The organism is Amycolatopsis sp. NBC_00355 (assembly GCF_036104975.1).
Lineage (GTDB): Bacteria > Actinomycetota > Actinomycetes > Mycobacteriales > Pseudonocardiaceae > Amycolatopsis.
This window is the reverse complement of the sequence record NZ_CP107982.1, coordinates 2231984-2257740: the sequence shown is the minus strand read 5'-3', so window position 1 is coordinate 2257740 and position 25757 is coordinate 2231984. Positions and strand designations below refer to the sequence as shown.

At 69.5% G+C, this 25757-nt stretch carries 16 protein-coding genes and 3 pseudogenes; 12 read left to right on the top strand and 7 right to left on the bottom strand.

The genetic code is table 11. From position 1 onward, the window contains the following. Nucleotides 1-210: 210 nt before the first annotated feature. Complete coding sequence (locus tag OHS18_RS09015; RefSeq protein ID WP_328616612.1) at nucleotides 211-3228, top strand: DEAD/DEAH box helicase; 3018 nt, start codon at nucleotides 211-213, stop codon at nucleotides 3226-3228. Beyond that, nucleotides 3221-3952, top strand: coding sequence for an SWIM zinc finger family protein (locus tag OHS18_RS09010; RefSeq protein WP_328616611.1), 732 nt, complete (start codon nucleotides 3221-3223; stop codon nucleotides 3950-3952). The genes OHS18_RS09015 and OHS18_RS09010 overlap by 8 nt, the downstream gene beginning before the upstream one ends. A 47-nt stretch (nucleotides 3953-3999) precedes the next feature. Here the strand turns inward: OHS18_RS09010 and ligD are convergent, their stop codons facing one another. Beyond that, nucleotides 4000-6015, bottom strand: a complete 2016-nt coding sequence (gene ligD / locus OHS18_RS09005; RefSeq protein WP_328616610.1) for a DNA ligase D — start codon at nucleotides 6013-6015, stop codon at nucleotides 4000-4002. 231 nt (nucleotides 6016-6246) lie between these two features. On the opposite strand from ligD, the pseudogene OHS18_RS09000 reads away from it, so the two are divergent. From OHS18_RS09000 to OHS18_RS08990, 3 genes and pseudogenes are all read left to right on the top strand, one after another. Continuing rightward, nucleotides 6247-7008 (top strand): annotated as a pseudogene (locus OHS18_RS09000) (alkaline phosphatase D family protein); the annotation flags it as partial. Between the two features lie 233 nt (nucleotides 7009-7241). Next, a complete protein-coding gene (locus OHS18_RS08995; RefSeq protein ID WP_328616609.1) occupies nucleotides 7242-10508 on the top strand; it encodes an NACHT domain-containing protein in 3267 nt (1088 codons plus the stop codon). A gap of 79 nt (nucleotides 10509-10587) precedes the next feature. Beyond that, nucleotides 10588-11391, top strand: a pseudogene (locus OHS18_RS08990) (alkaline phosphatase D family protein); the annotation flags it as partial. Between the two features lie 75 nt (nucleotides 11392-11466). On the opposite strand, the gene OHS18_RS08985 reads toward OHS18_RS08990, so the two are convergent. Next, nucleotides 11467-12915 (bottom strand): amino acid adenylation domain-containing protein, encoded by a 1449-nt coding sequence (locus tag OHS18_RS08985; RefSeq protein ID WP_328616608.1) that lies wholly within the window; start codon nucleotides 12913-12915, stop codon nucleotides 11467-11469. 317 nt (nucleotides 12916-13232) lie between these two features. Between OHS18_RS08985 and OHS18_RS08980 the strand changes: the two genes are divergently transcribed. Further along, the gene (locus OHS18_RS08980; RefSeq protein ID WP_328616607.1) at nucleotides 13233-13982 is read left to right on the top strand and encodes an SDR family oxidoreductase; all 750 of its coding nucleotides are present in this window, start codon (nucleotides 13233-13235) and stop codon (nucleotides 13980-13982) included. An 88-nt stretch (nucleotides 13983-14070) separates the two neighbouring features. On the opposite strand, the gene OHS18_RS08975 is transcribed toward OHS18_RS08980, so the two are convergent. Both OHS18_RS08975 and OHS18_RS08970 read right to left on the bottom strand, forming a co-directional pair. After that, nucleotides 14071-14679 (bottom strand): class I SAM-dependent DNA methyltransferase, encoded by a 609-nt coding sequence (locus OHS18_RS08975; protein ID WP_328616606.1) that lies wholly within the window; start codon nucleotides 14677-14679, stop codon nucleotides 14071-14073. Between the two features lie 243 nt (nucleotides 14680-14922). Beyond that, entirely contained in the window at nucleotides 14923-15909 is a 987-nt protein-coding gene (locus tag OHS18_RS08970; RefSeq protein WP_328616605.1) for a TolB family protein, read from the bottom strand. A gap of 376 nt (nucleotides 15910-16285) precedes the next feature. On the opposite strand from OHS18_RS08970, the gene OHS18_RS08965 reads away from it, so the two are divergent. Then, nucleotides 16286-17377: a S1 family peptidase gene (locus tag OHS18_RS08965; protein ID WP_328616604.1), complete on the top strand. Its 1092-nt coding sequence runs from the start codon at nucleotides 16286-16288 to the stop codon at nucleotides 17375-17377. A gap of 27 nt (nucleotides 17378-17404) precedes the next feature. On the opposite strand, the gene OHS18_RS08960 is transcribed toward OHS18_RS08965, so the two are convergent. Then, a complete protein-coding gene (locus OHS18_RS08960) occupies nucleotides 17405-18076 on the bottom strand; it encodes a hypothetical protein (RefSeq protein WP_328616603.1) in 672 nt (223 codons plus the stop codon). A 616-nt stretch (nucleotides 18077-18692) separates the two neighbouring features. On the opposite strand from OHS18_RS08960, the pseudogene OHS18_RS08955 reads away from it, so the two are divergent. Both OHS18_RS08955 and OHS18_RS08950 read left to right on the top strand, forming a co-directional pair. Next, a pseudogene (locus tag OHS18_RS08955) lies at nucleotides 18693-19028 on the top strand (response regulator transcription factor); the annotation flags it as partial. A gap of 38 nt (nucleotides 19029-19066) precedes the next feature. Beyond that, a complete protein-coding gene (locus tag OHS18_RS08950) occupies nucleotides 19067-20188 on the top strand; it encodes an epoxide hydrolase family protein (protein WP_328616602.1) in 1122 nt (373 codons plus the stop codon). Nucleotides 20189-20554: 366 nt separating this feature from the next. Here the strand turns inward: OHS18_RS08950 and OHS18_RS08945 are convergent, their stop codons facing one another. Then, nucleotides 20555-21466 carry a LysR family transcriptional regulator gene (locus OHS18_RS08945; RefSeq protein ID WP_328616601.1) on the bottom strand — a complete coding sequence of 304 codons (912 nt, stop codon included), beginning with the start codon at nucleotides 21464-21466 and terminating at the stop codon, nucleotides 20555-20557. Between the two features lie 189 nt (nucleotides 21467-21655). Here OHS18_RS08945 and OHS18_RS08940 point away from each other — a divergent pair, with 189 nt between their 5' ends. From OHS18_RS08940 to OHS18_RS08930, 3 genes are read left to right on the top strand one after another with little or no spacing between them, the layout of a single operon-like run. Continuing rightward, nucleotides 21656-22279, top strand: coding sequence for an NADPH-dependent F420 reductase (locus OHS18_RS08940; RefSeq protein ID WP_328616600.1), 624 nt, complete (start codon nucleotides 21656-21658; stop codon nucleotides 22277-22279). Between the two features lie 43 nt (nucleotides 22280-22322). Next, complete coding sequence (locus tag OHS18_RS08935) at nucleotides 22323-23264, top strand: SDR family oxidoreductase (protein ID WP_328454099.1); 942 nt, start codon at nucleotides 22323-22325, stop codon at nucleotides 23262-23264. Nucleotides 23265-23279: 15 nt separating this feature from the next. Beyond that, nucleotides 23280-23948: an NADPH-dependent F420 reductase gene (locus tag OHS18_RS08930; RefSeq protein ID WP_328616599.1), complete on the top strand. Its 669-nt coding sequence runs from the start codon at nucleotides 23280-23282 to the stop codon at nucleotides 23946-23948. Between the two features lie 309 nt (nucleotides 23949-24257). Here the strand turns inward: OHS18_RS08930 and OHS18_RS08925 are convergent, their stop codons facing one another. After that, nucleotides 24258-25754, bottom strand: coding sequence for a cryptochrome/photolyase family protein (locus OHS18_RS08925; RefSeq protein WP_328454103.1), 1497 nt, complete (start codon nucleotides 25752-25754; stop codon nucleotides 24258-24260). Between the last annotated feature and the right edge of the window lie 3 nt (nucleotides 25755-25757).

The following is a 25757-nucleotide window of genomic DNA, read 5'->3' as shown; positions in this document are numbered from 1 at the left end:
CGCCCGCCTCGACGCCGACGGGTGGCCAGCAGGCTTTGCCGGGCCGGGGTGAACGGATCCGGTCCGGCTCGGCCGATCTGACCGCCGACGTCGGCGGACTCGCTCCGACGGTGTCCCGGAGCTGCCTGCGGCCCACGCTGGCGGCGGCCTCCACGGCCGCCGTGCGACGATCTGCGGGGAACCCCGGACCGGACGAAGGAGCCCCCGACCTTGCCCCTGGTGCACGCGCTGTGGTCTCCGGGCCGGGGTCTGCTGCTCTGGGCGGAGCACGACCGGGGCCGGGCCGGCACCTCGAGCCGTTCGGTGCGGATCGCGTTGCCGCATCCGTTCGCGGTCTCCAGCGCGCAGCTGACCGCTCTGCATCCCGGCAAGCCCACCTCGGCGACGCTGCTGCTGCCGTCGCGGGCGAATCGGCCGCTGGCCTCCTCCGAGACGGCGGCCGGCGGTAAGCGGAGTGTGCTGTCGTTGCGGCCCTGGTCGGTGCCGGCGTTGATCGTGGACGCCACGGAGCTGGACGACCTCGACGACTCGGCCTCGTACGGCTCTTCGGTCACCTACCTGCGGGCGGTGGCCCGCCTGGCCGCGGACCTGGTGCGGCGTGGGCGGGTGCTGCCGACGCTGGTCCGCCAGGGCGACGCGGCGGAGGCCCGGTGGCGGCCGGTGCTCCAAGGCGTGGATTTTGTCGCGTTCGACGCGCTGGTCGCGGCCATGCCGCCGGTCGGGCGGGCCGAGCAGGTCGCGCCGCTCACCGGGGGCTCGCCGCGCGCGCTCGTCACCGATGCCCTCCACACCCTGGTCGACGCGGCGGTCCGGGACCGGCTGGGGCGGGCGGATCCGCCCGTCGACCTGCGCGGGAGCCGGGGCACGGCTGGGGTGTGGCTGGCCGCTTTGCAGGGCGGCGCTCCCCGCGTCGAGCTGCCGCTGGCGGAGCTCGGTGTCCTGGCCGACGCGGTCGCGAAGTGGGACGAGATCGCCGACACCGACGTCGTCGACGGCCGGGTGTGTTTCCGGCTGGCCGAGGTCGGCACCCTGCGTCAGCCGGACGCGGACGATCCCGACGACCAGACCGGTGACAGCACGAAGTGGCAGCTGCAGTTCCTCCTGCGGGCGACGGCCGATCCGAGCTTGCTGCTCTCGGCGGAGCAGATCTGGTCGGGCGAGGCGCACGGGCTGGTCCGGGACCCGAAGGGGTTGTTCGTCGCCGAACTGGGCCGGGCGGCGCTGGTGGAGCCGGTGCTGGCGCCGGCGTTGCGCCGGACCCGGCCGGCCGAGCACGACCTGACCGTCGAGGAAGCCGAACAGTTCCTCACCTCGGGCGCGACCCGGCTGATCGAGGCCGGGTTCGAAGTGCAGCTCCCGGCCACCTGGGACGGCCGGCGCCGGGTCGGGCTCCGGCTCTCCGTCCGCAGCACGCCGTCGGAGCAGGTCGTCGCCCGCAGCCGGGTGGGCCGCGACGAGCTGGCCGCGTTCCGCTGGTCGATCGCGGTGGGCGACGACGAAATCGGCCAGGAAACGCTGGCGAAGCTCGTCGCGGCGAAGACCCCGCTGGTGCGGCTGCGGGGCCGGTGGATCAGCGTCGACGCCGACCGGCTCCGCGCCGGGCTCGAGTTCCTGCGCCGCGACCCGCACCGGCACGCCGAGCCCCCCACCGCGGCCGAGCTGCTGGAGCTCGTCCACCTCACGCGGGAGGCGCCGCTCCCGGTCACCGGCGTCAGCGCCGACGGCTGGGTCGGCGACGTCCTGGCCGGGCGGGTCCACCAGGAGTTGCGGCCCGTCGAGCTGCCGCCGTCGTTCCGGGCCACGCTGCGCCCCTACCAGCAGCGGGGTGTCGCCTGGCTGGCCTTCATGGCGGGGCTGGGGCTCGGCGCGTGCCTGGCCGACGACATGGGCCTCGGCAAGACCGTCCAGACGCTGGCGCTCGAGGCCCTCGAGCGGGCGGCCGGCGATCGCCGGCCGACGTTGGTGCTGTGCCCGATGTCGCTGGTCGGCATGTGGCAGCGGGAGGCGGCGAACTTCGCCCCGGACCTGCGTGTCCACGCCCACCACGGCAGCGCCCGCGCGCACGGGGACGCGCTCGCCGAGCAGGTCGCCGCGGCCGACCTCGTCGTCACGACCTACGCCACCGCCGCCCGCGACGCCGGCGAACTCGAGACCTTCGCCTGGCGGCGCCTGGTCCTCGACGAAGCGCACGCCATCAAGAACGCCGACACGGCGACGGCCAAGGCGGTGCGGCGATTCCCGGCCGGGCACCGGCTCGCGCTGACCGGCACCCCGGTGGAAAACCGGCTGGCGGACCTGTGGTCGGTGCTGGACCTGCTGAACCCCGGGCTGCTCGGCAGCAGGTTCGAGTTCCGCCAGCGGTTCGCGGCCCCGATCGAGCGCAGCGGCGACACCGCCACGGCCGCCGCGCTGCGCCGGCTCACGCAGCCGTACCTGCTGCGCCGGGTGAAGACGGACCCCGCGATCGTCCCCGAGCTCCCGGAAAAGATCGAAATCCGGCAGGAATACCGGCTCACCCGCGAACAGGGCACGCTCTACAGCGCGATCGTCGACGAGATGATGAAGAAGATCGAGAACAGCCAGGGCATCAAGCGCCGCGGCAACATCCTCGCCGCGATCACGAAGCTCAAGCAGGTCTGCAACCACCCCGCGCACCTGCTGCACGACGGCTCCCCGATGGGGCAGCGCTCCGGCAAGGTCAGCCGGCTCGAAGAGGTCCTGGCGGAAATCCTGGCGTCGGGCGACCGGGTGCTGTGCTTCACGCAGTACACCGAATTCGGCCACATGCTCGTGCCCCACCTGGCGGAGCGGCTCGGCGCCGAAGTCGCGTTTTTGCACGGTGGCCTGGCCAAAGGGGCGCGAGACGCGATCGTGGAACGCTTCCAGGCCGGCGACGGGCCGCGGATTCTCCTGCTCTCGCTCAAAGCGGGCGGTTCCGGGCTCACGCTGACCGCCGCCAGCCAGGTCCTGCACCTGGACCGCTGGTGGAACCCCGCCGTCGAGAACCAGGCCACCGACCGGGCGTTCCGGATCGGGCAGGGACGCACCGTCCAGGTCCGCAAGTTCGTCTGCCCGGGCACCATCGAGGACCGCATCGACACCCTGATCACCAGGAAACGCGCGCTCGCCGGCATGGTCGTCGGCGAGGGCGAGAGCCGGTTCACCGAACTGTCCACCGACGCGCTGCGCGGCGTGCTCACCCTGGGGGAGGACGCGATCGATGACTGAACCGCTCCCGTGGTGGCCGACCCGGTTCATCCGGGCGCTGAGCGCGATCGGCGTCCTCCTGCCCGCGAAGGGCCAGGGGCGCGTCGTGTCCTTGGAGGTCGGCGCCGGGCGCGTCGACGCCGAAGTGCACGACAGCCGCCCTTACCGGGTGCGGATCGGGCTGACGGCGTTCGGGAAAGCGGACTGGGCGGCGATCACCCACGCGCTCGCCGCGCAAGCGTCGGCCACGGTCCAGTTGCTCAGCGGTGAACTGCCCCGGGACGTCGAACAGATCTTCAAGGCCGTCCGGCTGCCGTTGTTCCCGTCGTCGGCGCGGGAGGTGTCACTGGACTGCACCTGCCCGGACGTCGCAGTGCCGTGCGGTCACCTGAACGCCGTGTTCGCCGCGCTCGTGGCGCGGGTCGGCGACGATCCGTTCACCGTCCTCGCGCTGCGCGGCCGGAACCGCGAAGCGCTGCTGGAGGAGCTGAAGAACCGGCTCATCGCCGCCGAACCGCTCGATCCCGACGACAGGTCCCCGGCGCTGACCGAAGTCGTGGACACCTTCTTCGACTGCGGTCCGGCCCCAGGCCTGGGTGGCGCGGCGCCGTTGCGCGGACCGCGAACGCCGTTCGACGCGCTCCTGGACCAGGCCCCGCCTTTCACGATCACGGTCGGCGGCGAAGCCGTCGCCGAGCTGCTGCGGCCGGTGTACCGGGCGCTCGCCGGAGAGCACGGCCCTTAGCTCCTCGCTGCGCCGGTCTCCGCGGGTCGCGAGCAGTGGCGAGGCCGTTACAGCTGGTGAGGTATGGGTGTTCGAGTGTCGAGGAGGGGAGCGAGCAGGTCGCCGTGGGTTTCGACGCGGTCGAGGACGTCGTCGGCGGTGAAGGTCAGGTGGCTGACGTGCCGGCAGGCGCGGACCTCGTCCCAGGTGACCGGCGTGGAGACGGTGGGGTGGTCCCGGCCGCGCAGGGAATAGGGCGCGACGGTGGTCTTGGCGGGATTGTTCTGGCTCCAGTCGATGAACACGCGGCCGGCGCGCTGGGCCTTGGCCATGACCGCCGTGACGGACTCCGGCGTCGCCCGTGCGAGGTGCTGGGCGAGACGTTTGGCGTAGCCCGAAGGGGCGGCGGGGTCGTCGGTGCGGATGCCGCAGTAGAGCTGCATGCCTTTGGCGCCGGAGGTTTTCGCGAACGGTGTGAGCCCGTCGTCGAGCAGGAGGTCGTGGAGCCGTTCGGCGACCCGGCAGCAGTCGACGATGGAGGTGCCGGGGCCGGGATCGAGATCGAACACCAGCCGGTCCGGCGGACGGCGGGTCGCGCCGGGCCCGACAGTCCACTGTGGAACGTGCAGCTCGAGTGCGGCCAGGTTCGCCGCCCACACCAGCGCGGCCAATTCCTCGAGCAGCGCGTAGTCGATCGTGCCTTCGCCGCGTCCGGACCGGGAACCGGTGCTCGGCAACGTCGCGGTCGGCAGCCACGCCAGGGCGCCCTTGGGGGCGTTCTTCTCGAAGAACTGCTGCCCGCCCACGCCGTCGGGGAACCGGATGAACGTCACCGGCCGCCCGGCGAGGTGGGGCAGCAGCACCGGAGCGACGCGGGAGTAGTAGTTGATGACTTCACCCTTGGTGAAGCCGTCCGGGAACAACGGTTTGTCCAGATTGGACAACGTGAGCCGGCGTTTTCCGGCCTGCACGGTGATCTTCGGCCCGAGCGCCACCGGCGGCGCGGGTTCCGGCTTCGGTGACGGTGGGCGCGGTGCCGTCGGCGTCGCGGTCGTGGCGGCGGTGGATCGCGGCGCCACGACGTCGTCGGGTTTCTTGTCGGCCCGCAGGCCCCGCCAGGCGGTGTGGCGGACGCGCCCGGCGCGGGTGAACTGCCGGTAGACGACCTCGCCGACGAGGTGCGGTTCGACCCAGCGGGCCCGGGCGGTGTCCTCGCGCGGCGGCGTCGTGGCGAAGGGGTGGGTGCGGCGTTCGAGGGGCTGCAGCAGGGTGACGAGGTCGGCGCGGGCGGCCTGGGAGAAGCCGGTGCCGACGTCGCCGATGTAGACGAGGTCGCCGGTTCCGGGGTCGTGGGCGCCGAGCAGGAGGCCGCCGAGGGTGCCGGTGAAGCTGCGCTGGCCGGGGCGCCAGCCGCAGACGATGACCTCCTGGGTCTGGATGAACGGGTGCTTGAGCCAGGAGTCGGGCCGGTGGCCGGGTTGGTAGGCCGAGCTGCGGAGCTTCGCGACGACGCCTTCGTAGCCGGCGTCGGCGGCGTGGGTGAGGAAGTGGGCGGGGGAGCGGTGGTCGGCGTCGAGTTCGGCGAAGGTGACCGCGCGCACGACGGAGACCTTGTAGGGGTCGGGCATCGGCAGGCCGGTCAGCAGGCGGCGGCGCTCGTCGTAGGGCTCGGCCAGCAGGCTGCGCGCACCCAGCTGCAGGAGGTCGAAGGCGAGGAACCGGACGGGGAGGTCGTCGAAGGGTTCGTCGCGGCGCAGGGAGCCCTGGTGCTTGACGTAGCGGCCGCGGCGTTCCTGCATGAGCTCGAAGTCGATCCGGCCGTCTTCGTTGTAGACGACGATCTCGCCGTCGAGCAGGGCGGCCTGGCCGTCGAGGTCGAGGACGCCGGTGACGTCGCGGAACTCGGCGGTGAAGTCGATGTTGTTGCGGCTGGTGAGCACGGTGGTGCCGTCGGGGGCGATGCGCAGGGCGGCGCGGTAGCCGTCGAGCTTGTACTCGTAGGCCCATTCGGGGCCGCTGCGCAGCCGCCCGCCGTCGGCCTTGGCCAGCATCGGCTCGACCCACGCCGGGACGCGAGACACCATGCCGACCTCCGATCGCCGTACCGTGCTCCGACGGTAACCCGTTCGGCCTAGGTTCGCCGGGTTTGCGCAGGTCAAAGCCCCCGACGGGGGACGGTGGTCCCGTCCCGCGCACGGCGCACCTGCCGAAGGTCCGATCCGGACCTTCCGGCGGCGCGCGGGCATGGGGAAACCAGGGGACGTCGTTCATCCGCGCGCAATCGGGCGTTGGCCGCGGCGGGATAGAAACCGCGCATGACCGAACCGACCCACCACTCCCGCCGCTCGTTGCTCAAGGCCGGTCTCACCGGCGCCGCCGCCACACTCGTGCTGCCGTCGACGGCCTTCGCCGCGACACCGCTGGTGCGGGGCGACCGGCCGGTGCTCACCCACGGCGTCCAGTCCGGCGACGTCACGCCCGGCTCGGCGATCGTCTGGTCGCGCGCCGACCGGCCGTCGCGGCTGGTCGTCGAGATCGCGCGCGACCCCTCCTTCCGGCACGCCCGCCGGCTGCCGGGACCGCTCGCCGGGCCCGCCACCGGCGGGACCGGGCAGGTCCGCGTCGCCGGCCTCGCACCCGGCACCGAGTACCACTACCGCGTCACGGCGGAGTCCCTGGACGGGCGCACCACGAGCGAGCCGCTGACCGGCCGGTTCGCCACCGCGCCGGTGGGCCGCCGCGACACCCGGATCCTGTGGTCGGGCGACGTCGTCGGCCAGAACTGGGGGATCAACCCGGACCTCGGCGGCATGACGATCTTCTCCGCGATGGCCGCGCGCCGCCCGGACGTGTTCCTGCACAGCGGCGACACGGTGTACTCCGACGGCCCGCTGACGGAGACGGTCGCGCTGCCCGGCGGCCGGACGTGGCGCAACGTCGTCACGGCGGAGAAGGCCAAGGTCGCCGAGACCCTGGCGGAGTTCCGCGGCCAGCACGCCTACAACCGGCTCGACGAGAACTTCAAGCGGTTCGTCTCCCAGGTGCCCGCCTACGTCCAGTGGGACGACCACGAAGTGCGTCAACCTACAACTATATTGCACCTTCAACAGCGAAGATAGCTCGACCGGCAGCGAGTTCGCCTGGACCTGATGACTGGACAGTTCGCCCAGGGGCCGGGCCACTATGGCCTGCCTCGGGTGGGTATGTCGCGTACAGGAAGTTGATCAGCACGGTGGCAGGACCAAGCGTGACGCTGTCCAAAATTGGCCACCAGTTCGCCTTACTTGCCCGGGACCCGTAGCGTGTGGCGGTGTTGGAGCGACTTACCAGCATGAGCCTCGTTCCTGCACTAATCGCGGTCTTCGGCGTGCTCGTAGGCATCGTCGTGGGTTACATCCAATGGCGACGCACCCGTGAGCTCGAACTTGAGAAGCTCGCGTGGGAACGAGAGAAGCTCCAACTTACTCAGCAGTTGGAGCGGGAGCGTGCCGCTGAGGACCTTGAGGCAGAACACGCCCGTCAACTGCGGGCGGCCGAGGAGACAGAACGCGCCACGCGCCGGGCGACTCGCCGCTCCTCTGCGTCAGACTCGGAACTGGCCGAGCAATACCGGCACGCACTCGTCGCCGAATTGCGGAACGTCAAGATCCTCGACATGAGCCGTCCGCTCGACCTGGAAAAGATCTACGTCCAGATGACCATCTGCGAAGAACCCCAACACTTCGTCCGCGAGCGCGAGATCAGGCAACTCGCCGAAGGCGACGACCGCTACCAGGGTATGCGTCCGGCCCGTAACGCCGTCGTGACCATCCAACCCGACGAAGGGCTGCGCAGGCACCGACGGATCGTTGTGCTCGGCGACCCGGGCTCCGGCAAGACAACCATGCTGCGCCACTTGGCAATGCGCGCCGGGCTGGCACAATTGGGTGGACCGGCCACATTGCCGGTGTACATCGAACTCCGACACTTCGTCGACAGCGGCATGACAGATGTCGTTTCCTACGCGGCGACTCGCCTTGGTGACGACTACGGCTTCGACTCGGCAGGCCCCTATATTGAGGGTCGCTTCATCGCCGGAGAAGCTGTACTTCTCCTCGACGGCCTTGACGAGGTGCGCGGCGGCGCGTCCGCCCAGAAAGCCGCAGGCACATACGACCGAATCATCAGCGAGATCAACCGAGTAGCCATCCGATACCCAAGCTTACCGATCGCTGTGACCTGTCGTCGCGCAGGCTGGATCCCTTCCCTTCCGTCCTTTGTATCACTGGAGGTTGTCGACTTCACCTGGGATCAAATCTGTGCGTTTATCGCGAACTGGTTTGACACTCAGCCAGACAAGGCTCGTCAGCTCCGGCAAACCCTCTCCAGTAACCTCCGAATGCAGACGCTCGCGACGAACCCCCTTATCCTATCGCTGATTGCTATCGTGTTCGAGCGTGATCTGGAGCTGCCTGAACGCCGCGCCGAGCTCTACAAGCGCTGTGCCGAGGTGATGCTGCGCGAGTGGGACGCGCACCGAGGCATCCGCAGGTTCAGCAAATTCACTACAGATCGAAAGCGTGATTTGCTGCAAGAGGTAGCGTGGCATTTCCATCGCACCGGCAAGCGTTACTTTCCCAAACAGGAACTTGTCGAACTGATTGCTGGGTATCTTCCCTCGATCGGGATAGCGGCTGAAGAAAGCGAGGCGATCCTTGACGAGATCGCCGCCCAGTACGGCCTGATCAAGGAACAGGCCCATGACTGGTACGGCTTCCTGCATCTCACCATGCAGGAATACTTCGCCGCAGTGGCAGTCGCCAGCCGCCCGAGCAAGCGCGTGGACTTCGTAGTCCGTCGTCGGCACGATCCTTGGTGGGAAGAAGTGCTGTTGCTGCTGGCAGGGCAGTTGCCTGACGCGACTGACATGCTCCTTGGTATCCTTGGCATTTCTATAAAGAATAGGACTTATGACTCGGCCCGCGATGATGTGTTCGCCAGCGATTTGATGCTCGCCGCACGTTGTCTGGTTGGATCTCCGCGCGTCGAGATGACCTCACTGCGATCGGAAATCCTGAACAAAGTCGAAGCATTCTTGCTGAATGCACCTTCTGCCTTTCATCGCGAACGCGCGGCAGCGGTATTGGCCGAGGTTGGCACCGAAGAGTCTGCGGCGAAGATCTATGGGATAGTCGCCGATGAACTAGTCGCCGAGGAAGTTCGAGCCGCCGCCGCTCATGCTCTGAGTCGACTATCTGATGCGAATGCAGGGCGGGAAATCGATCGAATACTCGCAGAGGGACCAGTGCGTTATGGTGCATCAGTAATACGATCGGTCTTGCGGGGAATTGCGCACAGTGGCTCTTCGGTAGATCCCCAGCGCCTCATCGACCTGCTCAAAATTAGTGATTCGACGTCGCTTCGAGGTGTTATATATTCAGCTATGGGAAATAGTGGCGATGCCATATTCATTCCCGCCCTCATTGATGCGCTTCGCTCGATAGAGAAAGAGACGGGCAACGATGGTGCTTTTGAGGTCGCTTCTGAAATCGTCTCGGCGGTCGTCAAACTAAAAGCCTACGACGCCTTGCCGATTATTTATAGTCTAGCCGAATTAAAATCCGAGGAGTACATATTCTCGGCGATCGCACAACTGGGTGGCCCTAAAGATGTCGAAAAACTATTAGAATTTCTAAGCAGTACATACGATTCAAGTGTCCGAATGGGCGCAGGTCGTGCGTTGCGATACTTCAAGCGCGATTTCTTGGCTGGGCCGGCCGTTAAGAAGCTTGCGGACCCACAACTTGAATGGGGCGTGAAATGGCTAATCGTGGCTGCGCTCGATGCTGCAGGGGTTGAATGTTCGGAGGTCGAGCAGTTATACGAGAATGTAAGTATGCAGCGCGAGGTTCGAGTGGCTATAGCTACGCTTATGGCTTCGCGAGCGCGTACCGACTTGTTGCCTGATTTGCGTACCGCTATACGCGACGAAGTAGTGCCTCCGAGTTTAGTACTTGCGGACGAAGATCCTCGCCGACGCGTTTGGTACACGGGAATGTGCTGGGATTGGATATGCACGACATTGCGTTCACAGCAGGATTACTCCGTGATTACCGATATACTCAGAATGATCGAGCAAAAGCTTCGTGATGATAACCCGCGTGCAAAATCTCATCGTTTTTCGTCCGAAGGTGGCGCAGAAGGAATGATATATGCTGCGGCCGGCTTTGAATCTGATGCGTTAGCTTATGCATTACTCAAGAATCTGGACAAAATTAAGAGGCTCTATGGTGACCAAGCACTACGCTGGACGGTGCGAGCGATGACAAAATCGACTGCGGCCGAGTTTGCCAAGAAGGTTTTCGAACAGGTGAATTCTGATTCTAGATCCACCTGGTTTCTTAGGGGTATTACTAAGTTTTTAGCTGAAATCGCAGAAGATCAGCAGACGGTCACCATTCTTTATGGCTCAGCTAAGAATCCAGTCTTCAGCAAAGATGTGGCCGAAATCTACCAGGCGATTCGCGATATCTGCCAGAAAGGACGGTTCCGTCTGTTTTCTGACGGCTCTATCAGATCTATTTCTGAATTCACCTGATCGCAATATGATCGCGCGAATGTATATCCACTCGCTTTCGATGCTGTCCTTATCGCTTTTGCAGTCGCCAGGTAGTTGGTGGGACGACCACGAGGTCTTGAACAACTGGTACCCGGGCAAGATCCTCGACAACCCGGCCTACACCGAGAAGCGCGTCGACGTGCTCGCGCCGCGGGCGTACCAGGCGTTCCACGAGTGGCACCCGATCGACTCGCGCCAGGCCGTCGACGGGCGTGTCCACCGCAGTTTCCGCTACGGCTCGCGTGCCGAGATCTTCGTGCTGGACATGCGGACCTACCGCAACGCGAACACCGCGGACCAGACGAAGCCGGGCTACATCCTCGGTGAGCGGCAGGCCCGCTGGCTGGCCGACGCGCTCGGCCGCAGCACGGCGACGTGGAAGATCGTCCAGGCGGACATGCCGCTGGGCCTGGTCGTCCCGGACGGCACGGCGATCGAGGCGGTGGCGAACAACCTGCCGGGCGCGCCGGGCGGCCGCGAGACGGAGCTGGCGTGGGTGCTGCGGGAGATCCAGCGCCGCAAGGTCCGCAACGTGGTGTGGCTGACGGCGGACGTCCACTACACGGCGGCGCACCACTATTCGCCGGACCGCGCGGCGTTCCAGGACTTCGACCCGTTCTGGGAGTTCGTGTCCGGTCCGCTGAACGCGGGCGCGTTCGGCCCGAACACGCTGGACCCGACGTTCGGCCCGGAGGCGGTGTTCGTCCACGCCCCACCGGTCGCGAACACCGCCCCGATCGACGGTTTCCAGCACTTCGGCGAGCTGAACATCAACGGCGGCGGCGGCGACCTGACGGTGGACCTGCGTGACGCCACGGGGGCGTCGCTGTGGTCGAAGAAGCTGCACCCACAGGGCCGCTGAGCCCGTTCCGGCTACGCGGTCGTGGTCAGGGACGCCGCCGCGGGCGTGGCGTCCCTGTCGGGCCGGGCGACGACGTCACCCTTCGGGCGCGGGCAGCTCGCGGCGGTTCAGTTTTCCGTTGGGGAGCAGCGGCATCCGGTCGAGGACGAGCACCCGGTGCGGGATCATGTGCGCGGGCAGCCGCCCGGCCAGCGCGGACCGCAGGTGCCCGGCGTCGGCGGGGCCCACGACGTAGCCGATCACCCGCCCGTCGCGCAGCGCGGCGGCGGCGCGGACGACCTCCGGCTCCCGCAGCAGCGCGTCCTCGATCGCGCCCAGCTCCACCCGCAGGCCCCGCTGCTCGATCTGGTCGGTGCCGCGGCCGAGGTAGTCGTGGTTGCCGTCGGCGCGGGTCCGCACGACGTCGCCGGTGCGGTACATCCGCGCGCCCGCGACGAACGGGTCGGCGACGAACAGCGACGCCGTCAACGCGGGGCGGTCGCGGTACCCGCGGGCCACGCCCGCGCCGCCGATGTAGAGCTCGCCGATCCCGCCCGGCCCGACCGGCCGGAGCCGATCGTCGAGAACGTAGGCGTGGACGCGGGGGATCGGCGTGCCGAGCGGCACGATCGCGGTGTCCCCGAGCACGTCGACGTCCGGGCACAGCAGGAGGGAGTCCACAGTGGTCTCGGTGAGGCCGTAGGCGTTGAGCACCACCGATTCCGGGTGCAGCCGCCCGGCGAGCTCGCGGAAGTCGGCCGCGGGCCACCCCTCCGAGCCGACCGACATCAGCCGCATGACGGGCAGCTCGCCCGCGCGGCCGAGGGCCTTCGCCTGGGCGGGGACCAGTTCGGTCGCGTCGCCGCCGTGGCGGCGGATTTCGGCGAGCAGCTCGGCCGGATTCGCCACCGCCTCGCGGGTCGCGATGATCATCGTCCCGCCCGCGAACACCGAGCGCAGCAGGTCGGCGAAGAAGAGATCGACGCCGATCCCGATGACGGACACGAAGGTCAGCGGCTCTTCGCGCAGCCGGAACAGCTCGTCCCACGCCGCGAAGACGTGCGCGAGGTGGCGGTGCTCGACGCCCACCGGCTTGGGCTTGCCCGACGAGCCCGAGGTGTACATGACGTAGGCGAGGTTCTCGGGCCGGAGCTCGACGTCCGGGGCGTGGTCGGGCTGTCCGGCCACGGCGTCGGCCAGCGGTACGTCGCCGGTGACCTCCGCGGTGTTGGTGAGCACGAGCGAGACATCCGCGTCCGCGCCCATCCAGGCCACGAGGTCGGACGGGTACACCGGATCGAGCGGCAGGCAGGCCGCACCGGACTTGAGGACGCCGAGCGCGCCGACCGCCATCTCGAACCCGCGGTCCATCCGCAGCCCCACCAGGTCCTCGGCCCGCAGGCCCCGCCCGGCGACGTACTGGGCGACCCGGTTCGACTCGCGGTCGAGCTGTGTGAAGGACATCCGCTCGCCCGCGTAGACGAGAGCGGTGGCGTCGGGGGTCTCGGTGACCCTCGCCGCGAAGAGATCGAGCAGGCTTTCCACGAGTCCCCTCCCCAGACGGTCCTGGTCTCATCGTGGGGGACCGGCCGCCCCCTCGCAGCGTGGCGGACGGGCGGCGAACCGTGGTTGCGCCGTTCGGCGCCTCTGTCTAACGTCGGTCCGGCAAGCCTTGGACCATGCTCTTCGCGCCGAAGCCACCTCGGCGGCGTCGGTCGCGAAGCCCACGGCCCCCGGCTCACAGGACAGACCCCGGCGTCGAGCACACGTTCACCGCCCGTGCGGCGCCTGCGGCCCTTCGCCGGCCGAGGCCGCGCACTCCGCGCGGCGGGGACAGCGTGCGGCGGGGGCAGGGGGAGAGTGTGCGCATCGCCGTGGCCGGAGCGGACGAGCTGGTCGGCCCGCACGTCGTCGAGGCGGCTCGCGGGCGTGGCCACGCGGTGGTGGCGCTGGCCGGCGTCGACCTCCTGGACGGAGCCGGGTCGAGCGCCGCTCTGGAAGGCGTCGACGCCGTGATCGACGTCAGCAACTCCACGTCCCTGGACGAAGAGCCGGCCACGAGGTTCTTCACCACGGCCGCGGCCACCCTGCAGCGCGTCGGCGCCGAGCGGGAGGTGCGGCACATCGTGACCCTGTCGGTCGTGGGGATCGACGACACCGGTTTCGGCTATTTCCGCGCGAAGGCGGAGCACGAGCGCGCGGCGCGTTCGGGGCCGGTCCCGGCCACGATCGTGCGTGCGACCCATTTCCACGAGTTCCCCGGGCAGCTCGTGGGCCGGACCCGCGACGGCGACCACGCCACGGTGTTCGACCTGCGCGTGCAGACCGTGGCCGCGACGGCGGTCGCCGCGGCGCTCGTCGAGGTCGCCGAGCGTCCCGCGCAGGGCCGCACACCCGACATCGCCGGCCCCGAACCGGCCGAGGTGCTCGACCTCGCCCGTGCCTTCGTCGACCACTTCGACCTGCGGCTGGAACTGCGGACCGACGAGCACACCGTGACCGGCATCGCCGAGGACGGCCTCCTGCCCCGGGCGGGCGCGACCATCCTCGGGCCGAGCTACGCCGAGTGGCTCCACAGTCCCGAGGCCGCCGCGCTGGTCACCGACGGCTGACCCGTCCGCCGGACCGTCCGGACGTTCAACGCGTGCGGCTCCCCGCGATCGAGACCGCGCCGCCGAGCGGATCGCGGAGACGCCGAGGTCAGGACCTGCGGCGTGCGAACAGAACGGCTCCCGGCTTCTCGTCCGGGTGCAGCAGCAACTGGGCCTCGATCTCGAATCCGGCTTCGCGCAGCCAAGTTGCCACCTGCTCCGGCTGCCGGCGGTGGTCGTTCTTCGACGGGGACTCGTCGCCGACGTGGAATCCCAGTTGCAGCGGTCCGCCCGGCCGCAGCGCCCGGTGGAAGTGCGCGAACACGGCCGGTACCTCGTCGTCGGGAATGTGGATCAGCGACCACCAGGCGAGCAGGCCGGTCACGGAGGCGGCGGGGAGGTTCAGGTCCGTCATCGAGCCCACCTCGAACCGCAGGCCGGGGTGGTCGCGCCGGGCCACCTCGATCATCCCGGGGGAGAGGTCGATGCCGAACGCCTCGACCCCGAGTTCGTTCAGGTGGGCGGTGACGTAGCCGGGTCCGCAGCCGACGTCCGCCACCGGACCGCCGCCGGCGGCCCGCACGTTGTCGGCGAACAACGCGAGAGCCGCTCGCAAGTACGGCTGCCTGACCAGAAGGTCGCGCACTTGGTCGGCGTAGCCGACCGCGATGGTGTCGTACGAGGTTCGAATGTCGGCCTGCCAGTCGTCCGCGCTCATCACCGCACCGTAGTCCAGGATCCCGGTCCCGTGGGGTGCCGGCGGCGGGCCGACGTCCGGCAACGGCTGAGGGACCGGCTCGCTGTCCAAGGGATCTGCACGCGCCGCCGACCGGCCTCGGCGACCGCGCGACACTTCCGTCGCGCGGGGCCGAGGTCGGCCGGGCCGGACCACCCGAGGTACGGCGACGCGTGGCGGGTCACCGTCCCGGAACCCTCTTCGAGAAACGGGAGCGGAAACCGCTTACTTCTCCCTCAGCAGGTAGACGTTGCCGTTGCCGTCCGCGTCACTGTTGAAGATCAGGTCCGTATCGTTGATGAAGGCACCGTGCGGGTGCACCGATTCCTCCTTGGACGAGCTCCGGTGCTTGAACATCTTCACGGTGTCGACCTTGGTGGTGCCCGGTTTGATGTAATAGTAGAAGATGTACGGCGTGTCTTCGCCGCCGTCTCCTTCGATGATCGTCTGGGACGGGTTCATGGCGAAGTGGTTGCTGTATTCCTGGGTGTCGTAACTGAGGAACCGCTCTTTGCGGATGTTGTAGGTCACCACCTGCTCCGGTGTGTCACCCTGCTTCCGCTGCGCGAAAGCGGCGTCCCGGCCGGTGGCCTCCCAGAACGGGTGCACGCCATGATCTTCCGGACCGGTCAGGAGTGTCTTCTTCTTCGTCCCGATGTCGACGAGCCCGATCTCGTTCTTGTCGAGCACGTGGTAGAGGAGGGTGTCGCCGTATACCGGGTTGATCAGCACGTGGTCGACCCTCCCGTCGATCTTCTTGACCGTGTCGAGTGCCCCCGTTTTGACGTCGATGGTGACGATCGAGGACCGGTCTTCGTGCTCGTCGTACAGGGACGACGCGATCGTCTTCCCGTCCGACGTCAGGGCGACCACTCCCTTGACGTCGTAGTTGTCCGACACGGTGCGGATCTTCTTCTCCCGGTACGGGGCGCGCAGGCTGACGCTGGTGAACGTCCGGTCCTCGACGAAGAACGCCTCCTCGGTCGCGGGTGAGACGTTGGCGTGGTCGCCGTCGATGTGATCGGAATCCGTCAGCTGCACGAACTTGCCGTTGTCGAGCGACATGAGGTACAGGTTCTTGTGTCCGTCATCCCGGTCCGACATGAACATGACGGAGTCGAGCGACGGAACATAAGGATTCACATCGAGGTACATCTTGTTGTCGAGCGATTTCGACGTGGTGAGCTGAACCACCTCGTAATCGCTGTCCATGGCCGGGAGTTTCTTCCACTCCGCCTCGTACCGCGTGCCCTTTCCGGCATCAAGCGCGGATTCGGCTCCGAGGGCGACGCAAGGAAATCCGACCATGCTCACCGAAACGAGAAGTGCCAAAGGTGTTTTCACGTGAATGAACCCTCCTGGGTCGGGTGCGAGAGGCGCACCGTTATCGACTATAGAAATCGATGTCCTGCTTCACAATGGATCACACCTCATCCTTTCGGGGGTAGCGGGGGATGCCCGTCGCGGCCGGCGTCGTGCCTGGTGAGTAACACTCTTTCGTGGCGGCGACGGCGCTCGAATGGCCGCTGTGGACGGTGGGTGCGCGGGCGTAGCGTCGTGGGTCGTTCGTCCACGCCTTCGGGGAGGTATGTTCGTGCGCCCGTCCATTTTTCGTGCTTTGACGCCGTCCGTCGTGATGTCCGTCGTTTTCGCTGTGTGTGCTGTGCCGGCCGCCGTGGCCTCAGCGCTTGATCGCGACTCCGATGTCGCTTTGCTTGCCGCGGCGCAGGATTCGCTGTCGACGACGCTGGGGTCCACGTTCGGCGGTGCCTGGCTGGACTCCGCCACCGGCGCGCTCGTGGTCGGCGTGACCGATCCCGCGCGCGCGTCAGCGGTCCGCGCCGCCGGGGCGACACCACGGATCGTGCGGCACAGCATGGCGGAACTGACGGCGGCACAGTCCGCGTTGGACAGCTACCGCGGGCCCGTCCCGCCGTCGGTGTCCTCGTGGTACGTGGACGTCAGGCGCAACACGGTGGCGGTCGATGTGGTGCGAGGCGACCTCGAAGGGATGAGCTGGGCACGTCGGATCGCCCTGGCCGAGGCGCGTGCCGTCGGCGAGCCGGTGCGTCCGACGTGGAACATCGCGGGCGGGCAGTGGATCGTCATCGGCCACAACACGTGCTCGGTCGGGTTCAACGCCCACCGGGGCGGGCAGCGGTACGTGATCACCGCCGGGCACTGCACGAAGGGCGGCCGCAACAACGTCATGGGGACCGGCGGAGTCCTGGGACTGGTGACGGCCACGTCCTTTCCGGGCAGTGACTACGGTCTGGTCTGGGTGGATCAGGTTCTCGCCGAGTCGTCGCCGCGGATCACCCGCCACAGCGGAAGTGACGTGTTCGTCGCGGGAACGAGCGCCGTACCGGTCGGTGGCCGGATCTGCCGCTCCGGTCAGACGTCCGGCTGGCACTGCGGAGAAGTCACCGAGCTGAACGTGACCGACCGCTACGACGGTGGGAAGAACACGGTCTACGGCTTGACCCGCACCACGGCCTGCGCCGAGTCCGGGGATTCCGGTGGCGCGGTCGTCTCCGACCCGCGCGGCTCCAGGTACGTCCAGGCGCAGGGGGTCCTTTCCGGTGCCGCTCTCGAATGCGGTGATCCTGCGGCGTTCTCGGACTTCCAGCCGATCAAGCCCGTGCTGTCCCGGCAACATCTGTCCCTGTACGAGGATTAGCCGTGATACCCGGCGGCGGCCCGCGTTTCAGGCCCGGCAGAAGATGTCGTGCGCCGTGCGCAGGCGCAGGGCCCCGGGCATCGGGGTGGCCGGATCGCGGAGGTTCTGGAGCAGCAGCACGTTCGCCGGGCCGTGGCCGGTGATCCGCATCCGCGGTTCCACGGGGAAAGCCAGTATGCGCACGGCCGGATGTCGGCCGCGTACGGGCCGTACATCGGGTAGCGGACCCGGTCGACCGCGACGTTGCGCTGGTAGGTCCCCACCGTTTCCCGGCCACCGTGAATCGCCGCAGACCACGGCGAGGTAGCTCGCCGCGAAATTGTCGGAGCCCACGCCGGGGCCCGCGCCGGAGCCGGCAGCCGGGGACTCCGGCTCGTTCACGTCGAGTCTGTGCCACAGCTTCGCGAGGGCGGGCAGGGCAGCGTCCGAGCGGAGGAGGGCCGCGGTGATCGTGCGGAACGTCGTGCCGTCGTAGCCCTGCGCCGGCGCCCGGTCCAGGCGTTCGGCCAGTTCGAAGTACGATCCGGTCGCTGCGCGCCGGGTACACCGCGCCGAGGTAGGTTCCGTAGGAGTCGCGGCCCGGATCCGGTCCATGTCGCGCGCGGTGTTCGCGGTGGTGACGAACGGCAGCACCGCGGCGGTCTCCGACGCAGTGCACTGCCGGACGACGGTCTTCGCGGCCTCGGCCGCCTTCGTCACGTCCGCCGGGCCCTACGGGAAGGGCGGATTTCACGCTCGCCAGCCGCGAAAGCGCGACACCGATCTTCCGCCCGTCCGGGTGACGGTAGTCCAGCGGCACTTCCAGGGTCGCGCAGCTCAGCCCGGGTTCGGCGACGTCGGCCGGGCACGGCCCCCACGTCGGCGGCGGCCGGTCCGTCGCGGCGGCCGCGGACACCCCCGACACGACCGCGGCCGCGACGAGCGCCGCCGGCAGGATCATGGCTGCACCGCATCACCGTCCGGCCGCGACGACCTGTGCCCTCTGTCATGGAGCGGCTCGCGCCCCTGGTGCTTAGGGTGAGCTGGTGAGCGAGCGTGATCCCGGCCGGTTCTCCGTCCGGCAGTGGCCGGACTGGCGCTTCTGGGAGGACCGGCGGCGCCGGGTGGCGCCTGTCGTCGTGAACGGCCTCGCGTTGCTGGTGCCGATCCCGCGGGTCACCCTGATCGCCCGTGAGGGGGACGGCGGGGCACGGACCGTGCTCGCGCTCGCCGCCATCGGCGTGTACAGCGCCGGTTACGCGTTCGCGCTGCTGTGTCGTGCGGGAAGCGGTCACCAACGTGCTCCGGCACTCCGACGCGGGACAGTGCCGGGTCCGCGTCGGCCCGGCCTGGGGGCGCGGCCGGGTTCGTGGTCAAGGACTCGCGGCCCGAGCAGCTGCTCAACGCGATCCGCCGGGTCCACGCGGGACTGCGGTTCATCGACCCGGCCCTGGCGGCCGAGTCCGTCGCCACCGGCACCAGCCCGCTCACCGACCGCGAAGCCGACGTGCTCCGCGCGACAGCCGAAGGCGGGACGGTCGCCGACATGGCCAGGGCACTCGGCCGCACCCCGGGAACGGTCCGCAACCACCTGTCCGTCGCCACCGGCAAGACCGAAGCCCGCACCCGTGCTGAAGCCGCCCGTCTCGCCGAAGGCGACGGATGGCTCTGAGCCCGTGCCGTCAGAACATCCAGGAAAGGAGCCCGGCGATGGCCGCCGAACCGTTCGAGGTCAGTGTCACCGAAGCCGAGATCGCGGATCTGCGTGAGCGGTTGCGGCGGACGCGGTGGCCCGAGCCCGAGCCGGTGGACGACTGGTCGCAGGGATTGCCGCTGGCCTACGCGCAGGAGCTGTGCCACAGCTGGGCCGAGGACTACGACTTCGGGTTCGCCGAGCGGGTCAACGTCTTCCCGCAGTACCGCGACACGATCGACGGGCTGGGCATCCACTTCCTGCACGTCCGCTCGCCGGAGCCGGACGCGTTCCCGCTGGTGGTGACGCACGGGTGGCCGGGTTCGGTGCTGGAGTTCCTGGACGTCCTCGGTCCGCTGACCGACCCACGCGCGCACGGTGGCGATCCGGCGGACGCGTTCCACGTGGTCGCGCCGTCGTTGCCCGGGTACGGCTGGAGTGACAAGCCCTCGACGACGGGGTGGGGCATCGAGCGCATCGCGCGTGCCTGGGACACGGTGATGGTTTCGCTGGGTTACGAGCGGTACGGTGCGCAGGGCGGTGACTGGGGTTCGGCGGTGTCCGGCGCGCTGGGTGAGGTGGCGCCCGAGCGGGTCGCGGCCGTGCACCTGAACATGGGGTCCGTGGCGCTGGGCACGTTCGACGACCCGACGCCCGCGGAGCGGGCGAACTTCGAGGCGGCGAAGGAGTTCCAGCGTACCGGCCGGGGGTATTCGGGGCAGCAGGCGAGCAGGCCGCAGACGCTCGGCTACGGCCTGACCGACTCCCCGGCGGGGCAGGCCGCCTGGATCGCCGAGAAGTTCCAGGCGTGGACGGACAACAACGGCCGCGCCGAGGACGCGGTGTCGCGGCAGAAGATCCTCGACGAGATCTCGGTCTACTGGTTCACCGCGTCGGCCACGTCGTCGGCGCGGCTCTACTGGGAGAGTTTCGCCAGGTTCCGGGACAAGGTCACCGCGCCGTCCGGGCTGTCGATCTACCCGCGAGACCTGACCCGTCCGTCGCGGCGGGAGGCGGAGCTGCGGTTCACCGATCTGCGGTGGTTCGAGGAACTGCCGCGAGGGGGTCACTTCGCGGCGCTGGAGCAGCCGGAGTCGCTGGTCGAGCAGGTGCGCGGGTTCTTCCGCCTCTTCCGCTGAGCGTCCTCCCCATGCCCCGGAAAGCCAGGGCACGGACGATGGTCGGCCGGATACCGGGGGATTGCTCAAGCGGCAGTGGAAACGTCGGAGGATTGCGGCGGTGCGGGAAGGGGCGGGTGCGGCATGCCGATGAGCAGTCCCGTCCGACCCGCGGCTCGGTGCCGGAGCGGGCGGCAGCTCTGCTCGCGCCGGTCTGCGCGAACCCGGCTCTGAGCCAGTCGTCGAGCGGGCCGAGGAGGTGCGTTCGGCCGAGGAGAGGACGGTCTGCCTTTTCGCCGGCCCGTGCTCGATGGGGTAGCGACACCCGTGGAAAGAGCCCGTTCGCTTTTGCGGTGGCCGCGCGTCCTCTGTGGTCCGTCGATCTGCTCAACCGTGTTTTGCGGCGGTTTCGCCGCCACGCTGCCACATTTCGTAGTTCCCGCATTCCGCCGTGATCTCGGCCGCCTCCTGAGCGGCGGTGAAGAAGTCGTCGACCACCGGGGAGGTGCGCGATGCCGCCACCGCGAGACATACCTGTTCGGGCGCCAGGTCCGGGATGGGCACGTAGCTGATGTCCGGGTGGGAGTAGAACACGGTCGCCGAACGGGCCAGGAACGAGATGCCCCGGCCGGCCGCGACGTGCTCCAGCGTTTCGTCCACCCCGCGCACCACGTAGCCGGCGTTGGGGTGGGGGCGCCCGGTGGGCTGCGTGCTGGCGTCGGCGTGCCAGATCAGCGGCTCGCCGGCCAGATCGGCTTCGGTGACTTCCTCCTTGCCGGCCAACCGGTGGCCCGCGGGCAGTACCGCTACCCGGGGTTCGGTGTAGAGCGGGGCGACGCGCAAGCCGGCTTCGTCGATGGGCAGTCGCACGTAGCCGACGTCGATGCGGCCGTCGAGCAGCATCGGGGCCTGGTCGTCGCTCTCGATCCGTTGCACGTCAACGGGAACGTCCGGGTGTCGGGCGGCGAACAGCTTCACGGCCGGGGCGGTCGCCACCCCTGCCCGGAAGCCGACCATCAGCCGCCGGCTGCCCCGTGCGGCCACGCTCACCCGGTGGCGGGCCGCGTGCGCGGACGCGAGCAGCGGGCCGGCGTCGGCCAGCAGCTGCCTGCCGGCGTCGGTCAGCGTGACGCCGTGGCTGTCCCGCGTCAGCAGCGCGGCGCCGAGGTCCTTTTCCAGCGCGCGGATCTGCCGGCTGAGCACCGGCTGGGCGATGTGCAGCTCCTCGGCGGCGCGGCCGAAGTGCAGCTTCCCGGCGACGGCGACGAAGTAGCGCACCTTGCGCAGGTCCAGATCCATGGAGCCTCCCGGTCCGGCGATGCCTCCAGGGTATCGCAGCAGCTGAAAGAGGTCTTGGACGCGCGCTCGGGCCGCTGGCAGCCTCGGGAACAGGACGCCGCCCAGGCACGTCATCCGGGCGGTGTCGACGACTCGACGTGGACGACGACGGGGCAGCGTGTCCCGTCCGGCTCCGGAAAGCAGCACATCATGAGCAGTGTCAGCATCATCGGCCTGGGAAGCATGGCCCGCGCCATCGGCGCCCGCGCGGTCGAGGGCGGCCACACCGTCGAGGTCATCGGCCGTGACGCGGTCAAGGCCGAGGAGGTGGCCGCGGCACTCGGTGGCGGTGCCACGGCCGGGACGTTCGGCACCACTCCGGCCGGTGACCTCGTCATCCTCGCCGTGCCGCACGCCGGTGGCGTGCCGGTGGTCACCCAGTACGGGGACGCGCTGGCCGGCAAGGTCGTCATCGACATCTCCAACACGTTCGCCGGCCCCGACGACACCGCGCTGGTCACCCCGGAGGGCAGTTCCGGCGCGCAGGAGATCGCCAAGGCCGCCCCGGCGAGCGCGCACGTGGTCAAGGCGTTCAACACCGTCTTCGGTCACGTCCTGGCCCGGGGCGGCCCGCTGGACGTGGTCTTCGCCGGCGACGACGCGGGCGCCAAGGCGAGGGTGTCGGCGTTCATCGAGAGCCTCGGGCTGCGCCCGCTGGACGCGGGTGGCCTGGAGATGGCGCACTGGCTGGAGGGCGCCGGCCTGCTGCTGATGGGCCTGGCCCGCAGCGGCGCGGGGTTCGACGTCGCGCTGGGCGTCACCGTCTTCGAATAACCGCGGCACAACCACTCACATCCCGTTGAGGAGCAGGAGAACCATGCGTGTTTTTGTGACGGGCGGGACCGGCCACGCCGGCTCGCACCTCGTCCCGGAGCTCATCACCGCCGGGCACGAGGTCACCGGCCTGGCCCGGTCGGACGCCGCCGCGGCGGCGTTGTCCGCACTCGGTGCGAAGGTGCGTCGCGGCAGCCTCGAGGATCTCGACGGGCTCAAGGAAGCGGCCGCCGAATCCGACGGCGTCATCCACGTCGCGCACCGGCAGGACCTGCTTCCCTCCGGCGGGATGGACGCGGTGGCCGCCGCGGAACTCCCGATCGTGCTCGCGTACGGCGAAGCACTCGCGGGAACCGGGAAACCCTTGGTCGCGGCCGGGAGCATCGGTTCGCCCGGGAACGGCAGGACCCTGGACCGGCCGGCCACCGAGGAGGACCCGGCCCTGCCGGTCCGCGATGAGCACAAGGGCACCCTGCGGGCTCGTAACGTCGTGGAAGCCGCCGTGGCGGGCCTCGCCGAGCGGGGAGTGCGGTCGTCGGTCGTGCGGCTTCCCACCATCATGCACAGCACGACCGATGCGGGCTTCCTCACCACGCTGATCGCCGTCGCGAAGGAAAAGGGCATCGCCGGCTACCCCGGAGACGGCGCGAACCGGTGGAACGCGGTCCACGTCCGCGATGCCGCCTCCCTGTTCCGCCTGGCGCTGGAGAAGGGCCCGGCCGGCCGGTACTGGCACGCGGTCGAGGACGAGGGCATCCCGTTCCGCGATATCGCGGAGGCCATCGGCAGCCGCCTGGGTCTGCCCGCCGTGAGCATTCCGCTGGACGAGCTGATGCTGCCGGGATACTTCGGGTTCCTCGCGGCGGTGGTCGCGCTGGACTTTCCGGTGTCCAGCCGCAGCACCCGCCGGACGCTCGGCTGGGAGCCCGTCCGGCCCGGCCTGCTCGCCGATCTGGACAACGGCCATTACTTCCCCGCAGGCTGACGGAAGGTGTCGGACATGACGACGGTGGGATTCATCGGAAGTGGCAACATCGGCCGTGCCGTCGCGCGTCTCGCGGTCGAGGCCGGTCATCACGTCGTGCTCAGCAACTCCCGCGGTCCCGAGACGCTCGCGGACACGGTCGCGGAACTGGGACCGCGCGCGGCCGCGGCGACGAGCGGGGAGGCCGCCGCGGCCGGCGACATCGTCGTGGTCACGGTGCCGGTCGCGGCCTTCCCCGACGTGCCCGCCCCGCCCCTGGCCGGGAAGACGGTCATCGACACGTGCAACTACGGCCCCGAGCGTGACGGGCACATCCCCGAGCTCGACAGCGGATCGCTCACCTCGAGTGAGCTGCTCCAGCGCTACATCCCGGACGCCGTGCTCGTGAAGGCGTTCAACAACATCTTCCACGAACACCTGCTGGCACTCGCCCGCCCGGTGGGAGCGGCCGACCGCTCGTACCTGCCGATCGCCGGGGACTCCGCGCCGGCGAAAGCGGAGGTGACCGAATTCCTCGCAGCCATCGGGTACGGCGTGGTGGACACCGGGACGCTGGCCGACAGCTGGCGGCAGGCGACGGGCACTCCGGTGTGGGGAACCCCGTACGGGCCGTTCTCGGACGAGAACGGCCGGCCGGCCGGCGAGAACGCCATCCGCGCGGCACTGGCCACCGCGAGGCGCTGACCCGGCCATCCCCACGCGTTCGACGACCGCGGTCAGGCGCGCGGATCGCGTACGGGCCGTGCTCAGCTGAGGAGTGGTCACCTCAGTCCTTCGGAACGTGCTCCCCGGGACCGGTGCGGTGCCGGGCCGCGAGCCGGGTCCGCGTGCGGAGGCCCAGCCGAGGTGCTGCGGGAATCCGTCCTGATCCCCGGCGACGCCCCCGTTCCGGCCTGACGGTCGCCGCCGTCCTGCTGCAAGGAGATCGGATCACGGCGCGAACGTCCGACCTGGTCCGGATCGCGGGCGCCACAGCATCCAATGTGGGCCGGCTCAGAAGTGGTCGCGGTCCGCTTCCCGGGCGACGACCTCGTCGAGGTCGGCCAGCCGGCGCAAGCCGTTCAGCGGCTGCCGCATCCGGTGGTTTCCGCGCAGCCGCTCGGCGTTGCGGTCGAGGAACGCCCAATAGCCCGCGGTGAAGGGGCACGCGCGCGGCCCCGTCCGCTGCTTGGGGTCGTAGACGCAGCCGCCGCAGTGGTCGCTCATCCGGTGGATGTACGCGCCGCCGGCGGCGTACGGCTTGGTCCCGACGATGCCGCCGTCGGCGTACTGGCTCATGCCGATCACGTTGGCGGGCATCACCCACGGGAAGCCGTCGACGAACGCCGTGGCGAACCAGGCGGTCAGCTCGGCCGGGTCGTACCCGCGCTGCAGCGCGTGGTTCCCGAGCACCATCAGCCGTTCGATGTGGTGGGCGTAGCCGCGGTCGCGGACGCCGGCCAGCGCGGTCCGCAGGCAGGCCGCCTCGACGGCGTCCGCGTCCAGCTCGAGCCACCACGCCGGCAGCTTCCGCCGCGCCTGCAACGCGTTGCGGCGCAGGTAATCCGGGCCCAGGTGCCAGTACAGGTGCCACACCCACTCGCGCCAGCCGAGCACCTGCCGCACGAAGCCTTCCACGCCTTCGAGCGGCGCCGTCCCGTCGCGCCACCGCGCTTCGGCCTGGCGCACGACGTCCAGCGGGTCGAGGATCCCGAGGTTGAGCGGGACCGACAACAGGGCGTGCGCCATCGCCCAGTCGTGGGTCAGCATCGCGTCCTGGTGCGGGCCGAACGCGGCCAGGCGGTGGTCGAGGAACCGGCGGAGCGCGCGCTGCGCCTCGTCGTGCCCGACCGCGAACCGGCGCGGGCCGTCGACGCCGACGGGGTGGATCGTCCCCGTACGCTCGGCGCGGTCCAGTTCGGCGCGGACCCGCTCGTCGATCGCGTTTTCCCGGGGCTGCCAGGGCGCGGGGACGTCGAGGCGGGTGGTCTTCGGCGGCGGCTCCCGGTTGTCGCGGTCGTAGTTCCAGTGGCCGCCCGCGGGCGAGCCGTCCGGTTCCAGGAGCACCTCGAACCGGCGGCGCTGGTCGCGGTAGAAGTCCTCCATGACGAACCGCGTCCGCCCGGACGCCCACTCCGCGAAGTCGTCTTTGGACCGGACGAACCCCGGTGTGGGCAGGATGGCCTCGACGGCACCTTCGTCGCGCAGCCGGCGGACGAGCGCGTCCGCGGCGTGGGAGTTCGGCTCGTGCACCACCACCGGCCGCCCGAAGCGGCGCAGCCCGGTGCGGTAGTCCGGGGCGTCGAGCAGGGTGACGCGGTCGCCGAGGTCCTCGGCCAGCCGGTACAGGGCGGCCTGGACCAGGTGCAGCTTCTGCCGGTGGAACGGTTTCGCGGCGAACGCGGTGGCCGACCGGATCAGCAGCACCTCCCGGCCGTGGTGCTCCGGCGTGCTGTGGAAGTGGGGCCCGAGCTGGTCGGCGAACAGCCACAGGGCCGCCTGTCCTCGCATGCG

Excerpts from the sequence above, each read along its gene's own strand:
- OHS18_RS08950 (WP_328616602.1), top strand. The coding sequence starts at position 19,067 with ATGGCCGCCGAACCGTTCGAGGTCAGTGTCACCGAAGCCGAGATCGCG.
- OHS18_RS08935 (WP_328454099.1), top strand. The coding sequence starts at position 22,323 with ATGCGTGTTTTTGTGACGGGCGGGACCGGCCACGCCGGCTCGCACCTC.
- OHS18_RS08925 (WP_328454103.1), bottom strand. The coding sequence starts at position 25,754 with ATGCGAGGACAGGCGGCCCTGTGGCTGTTCGCCGACCAGCTCGGGCCC.
- OHS18_RS08930 (WP_328616599.1), top strand. The coding sequence starts at position 23,280 with ATGACGACGGTGGGATTCATCGGAAGTGGCAACATCGGCCGTGCCGTC.
- OHS18_RS08975 (WP_328616606.1), bottom strand. The coding sequence starts at position 14,679 with ATGAGCGCGGACGACTGGCAGGCCGACATTCGAACCTCGTACGACACC.
- OHS18_RS08945 (WP_328616601.1), bottom strand. The coding sequence starts at position 21,466 with ATGGATCTGGACCTGCGCAAGGTGCGCTACTTCGTCGCCGTCGCCGGG.
- OHS18_RS08940 (WP_328616600.1), top strand. The coding sequence starts at position 21,656 with ATGAGCAGTGTCAGCATCATCGGCCTGGGAAGCATGGCCCGCGCCATC.
- ligD (WP_328616610.1), bottom strand. The coding sequence starts at position 6,015 with ATGGTGTCTCGCGTCCCGGCGTGGGTCGAGCCGATGCTGGCCAAGGCC.
- OHS18_RS09010 (WP_328616611.1), top strand. The coding sequence starts at position 3,221 with ATGACTGAACCGCTCCCGTGGTGGCCGACCCGGTTCATCCGGGCGCTG.
- OHS18_RS08970 (WP_328616605.1), bottom strand. The coding sequence starts at position 15,909 with ATGGACAGCGATTACGAGGTGGTTCAGCTCACCACGTCGAAATCGCTC.
- OHS18_RS08965 (WP_328616604.1), top strand. The coding sequence starts at position 16,286 with ATGTTCGTGCGCCCGTCCATTTTTCGTGCTTTGACGCCGTCCGTCGTG.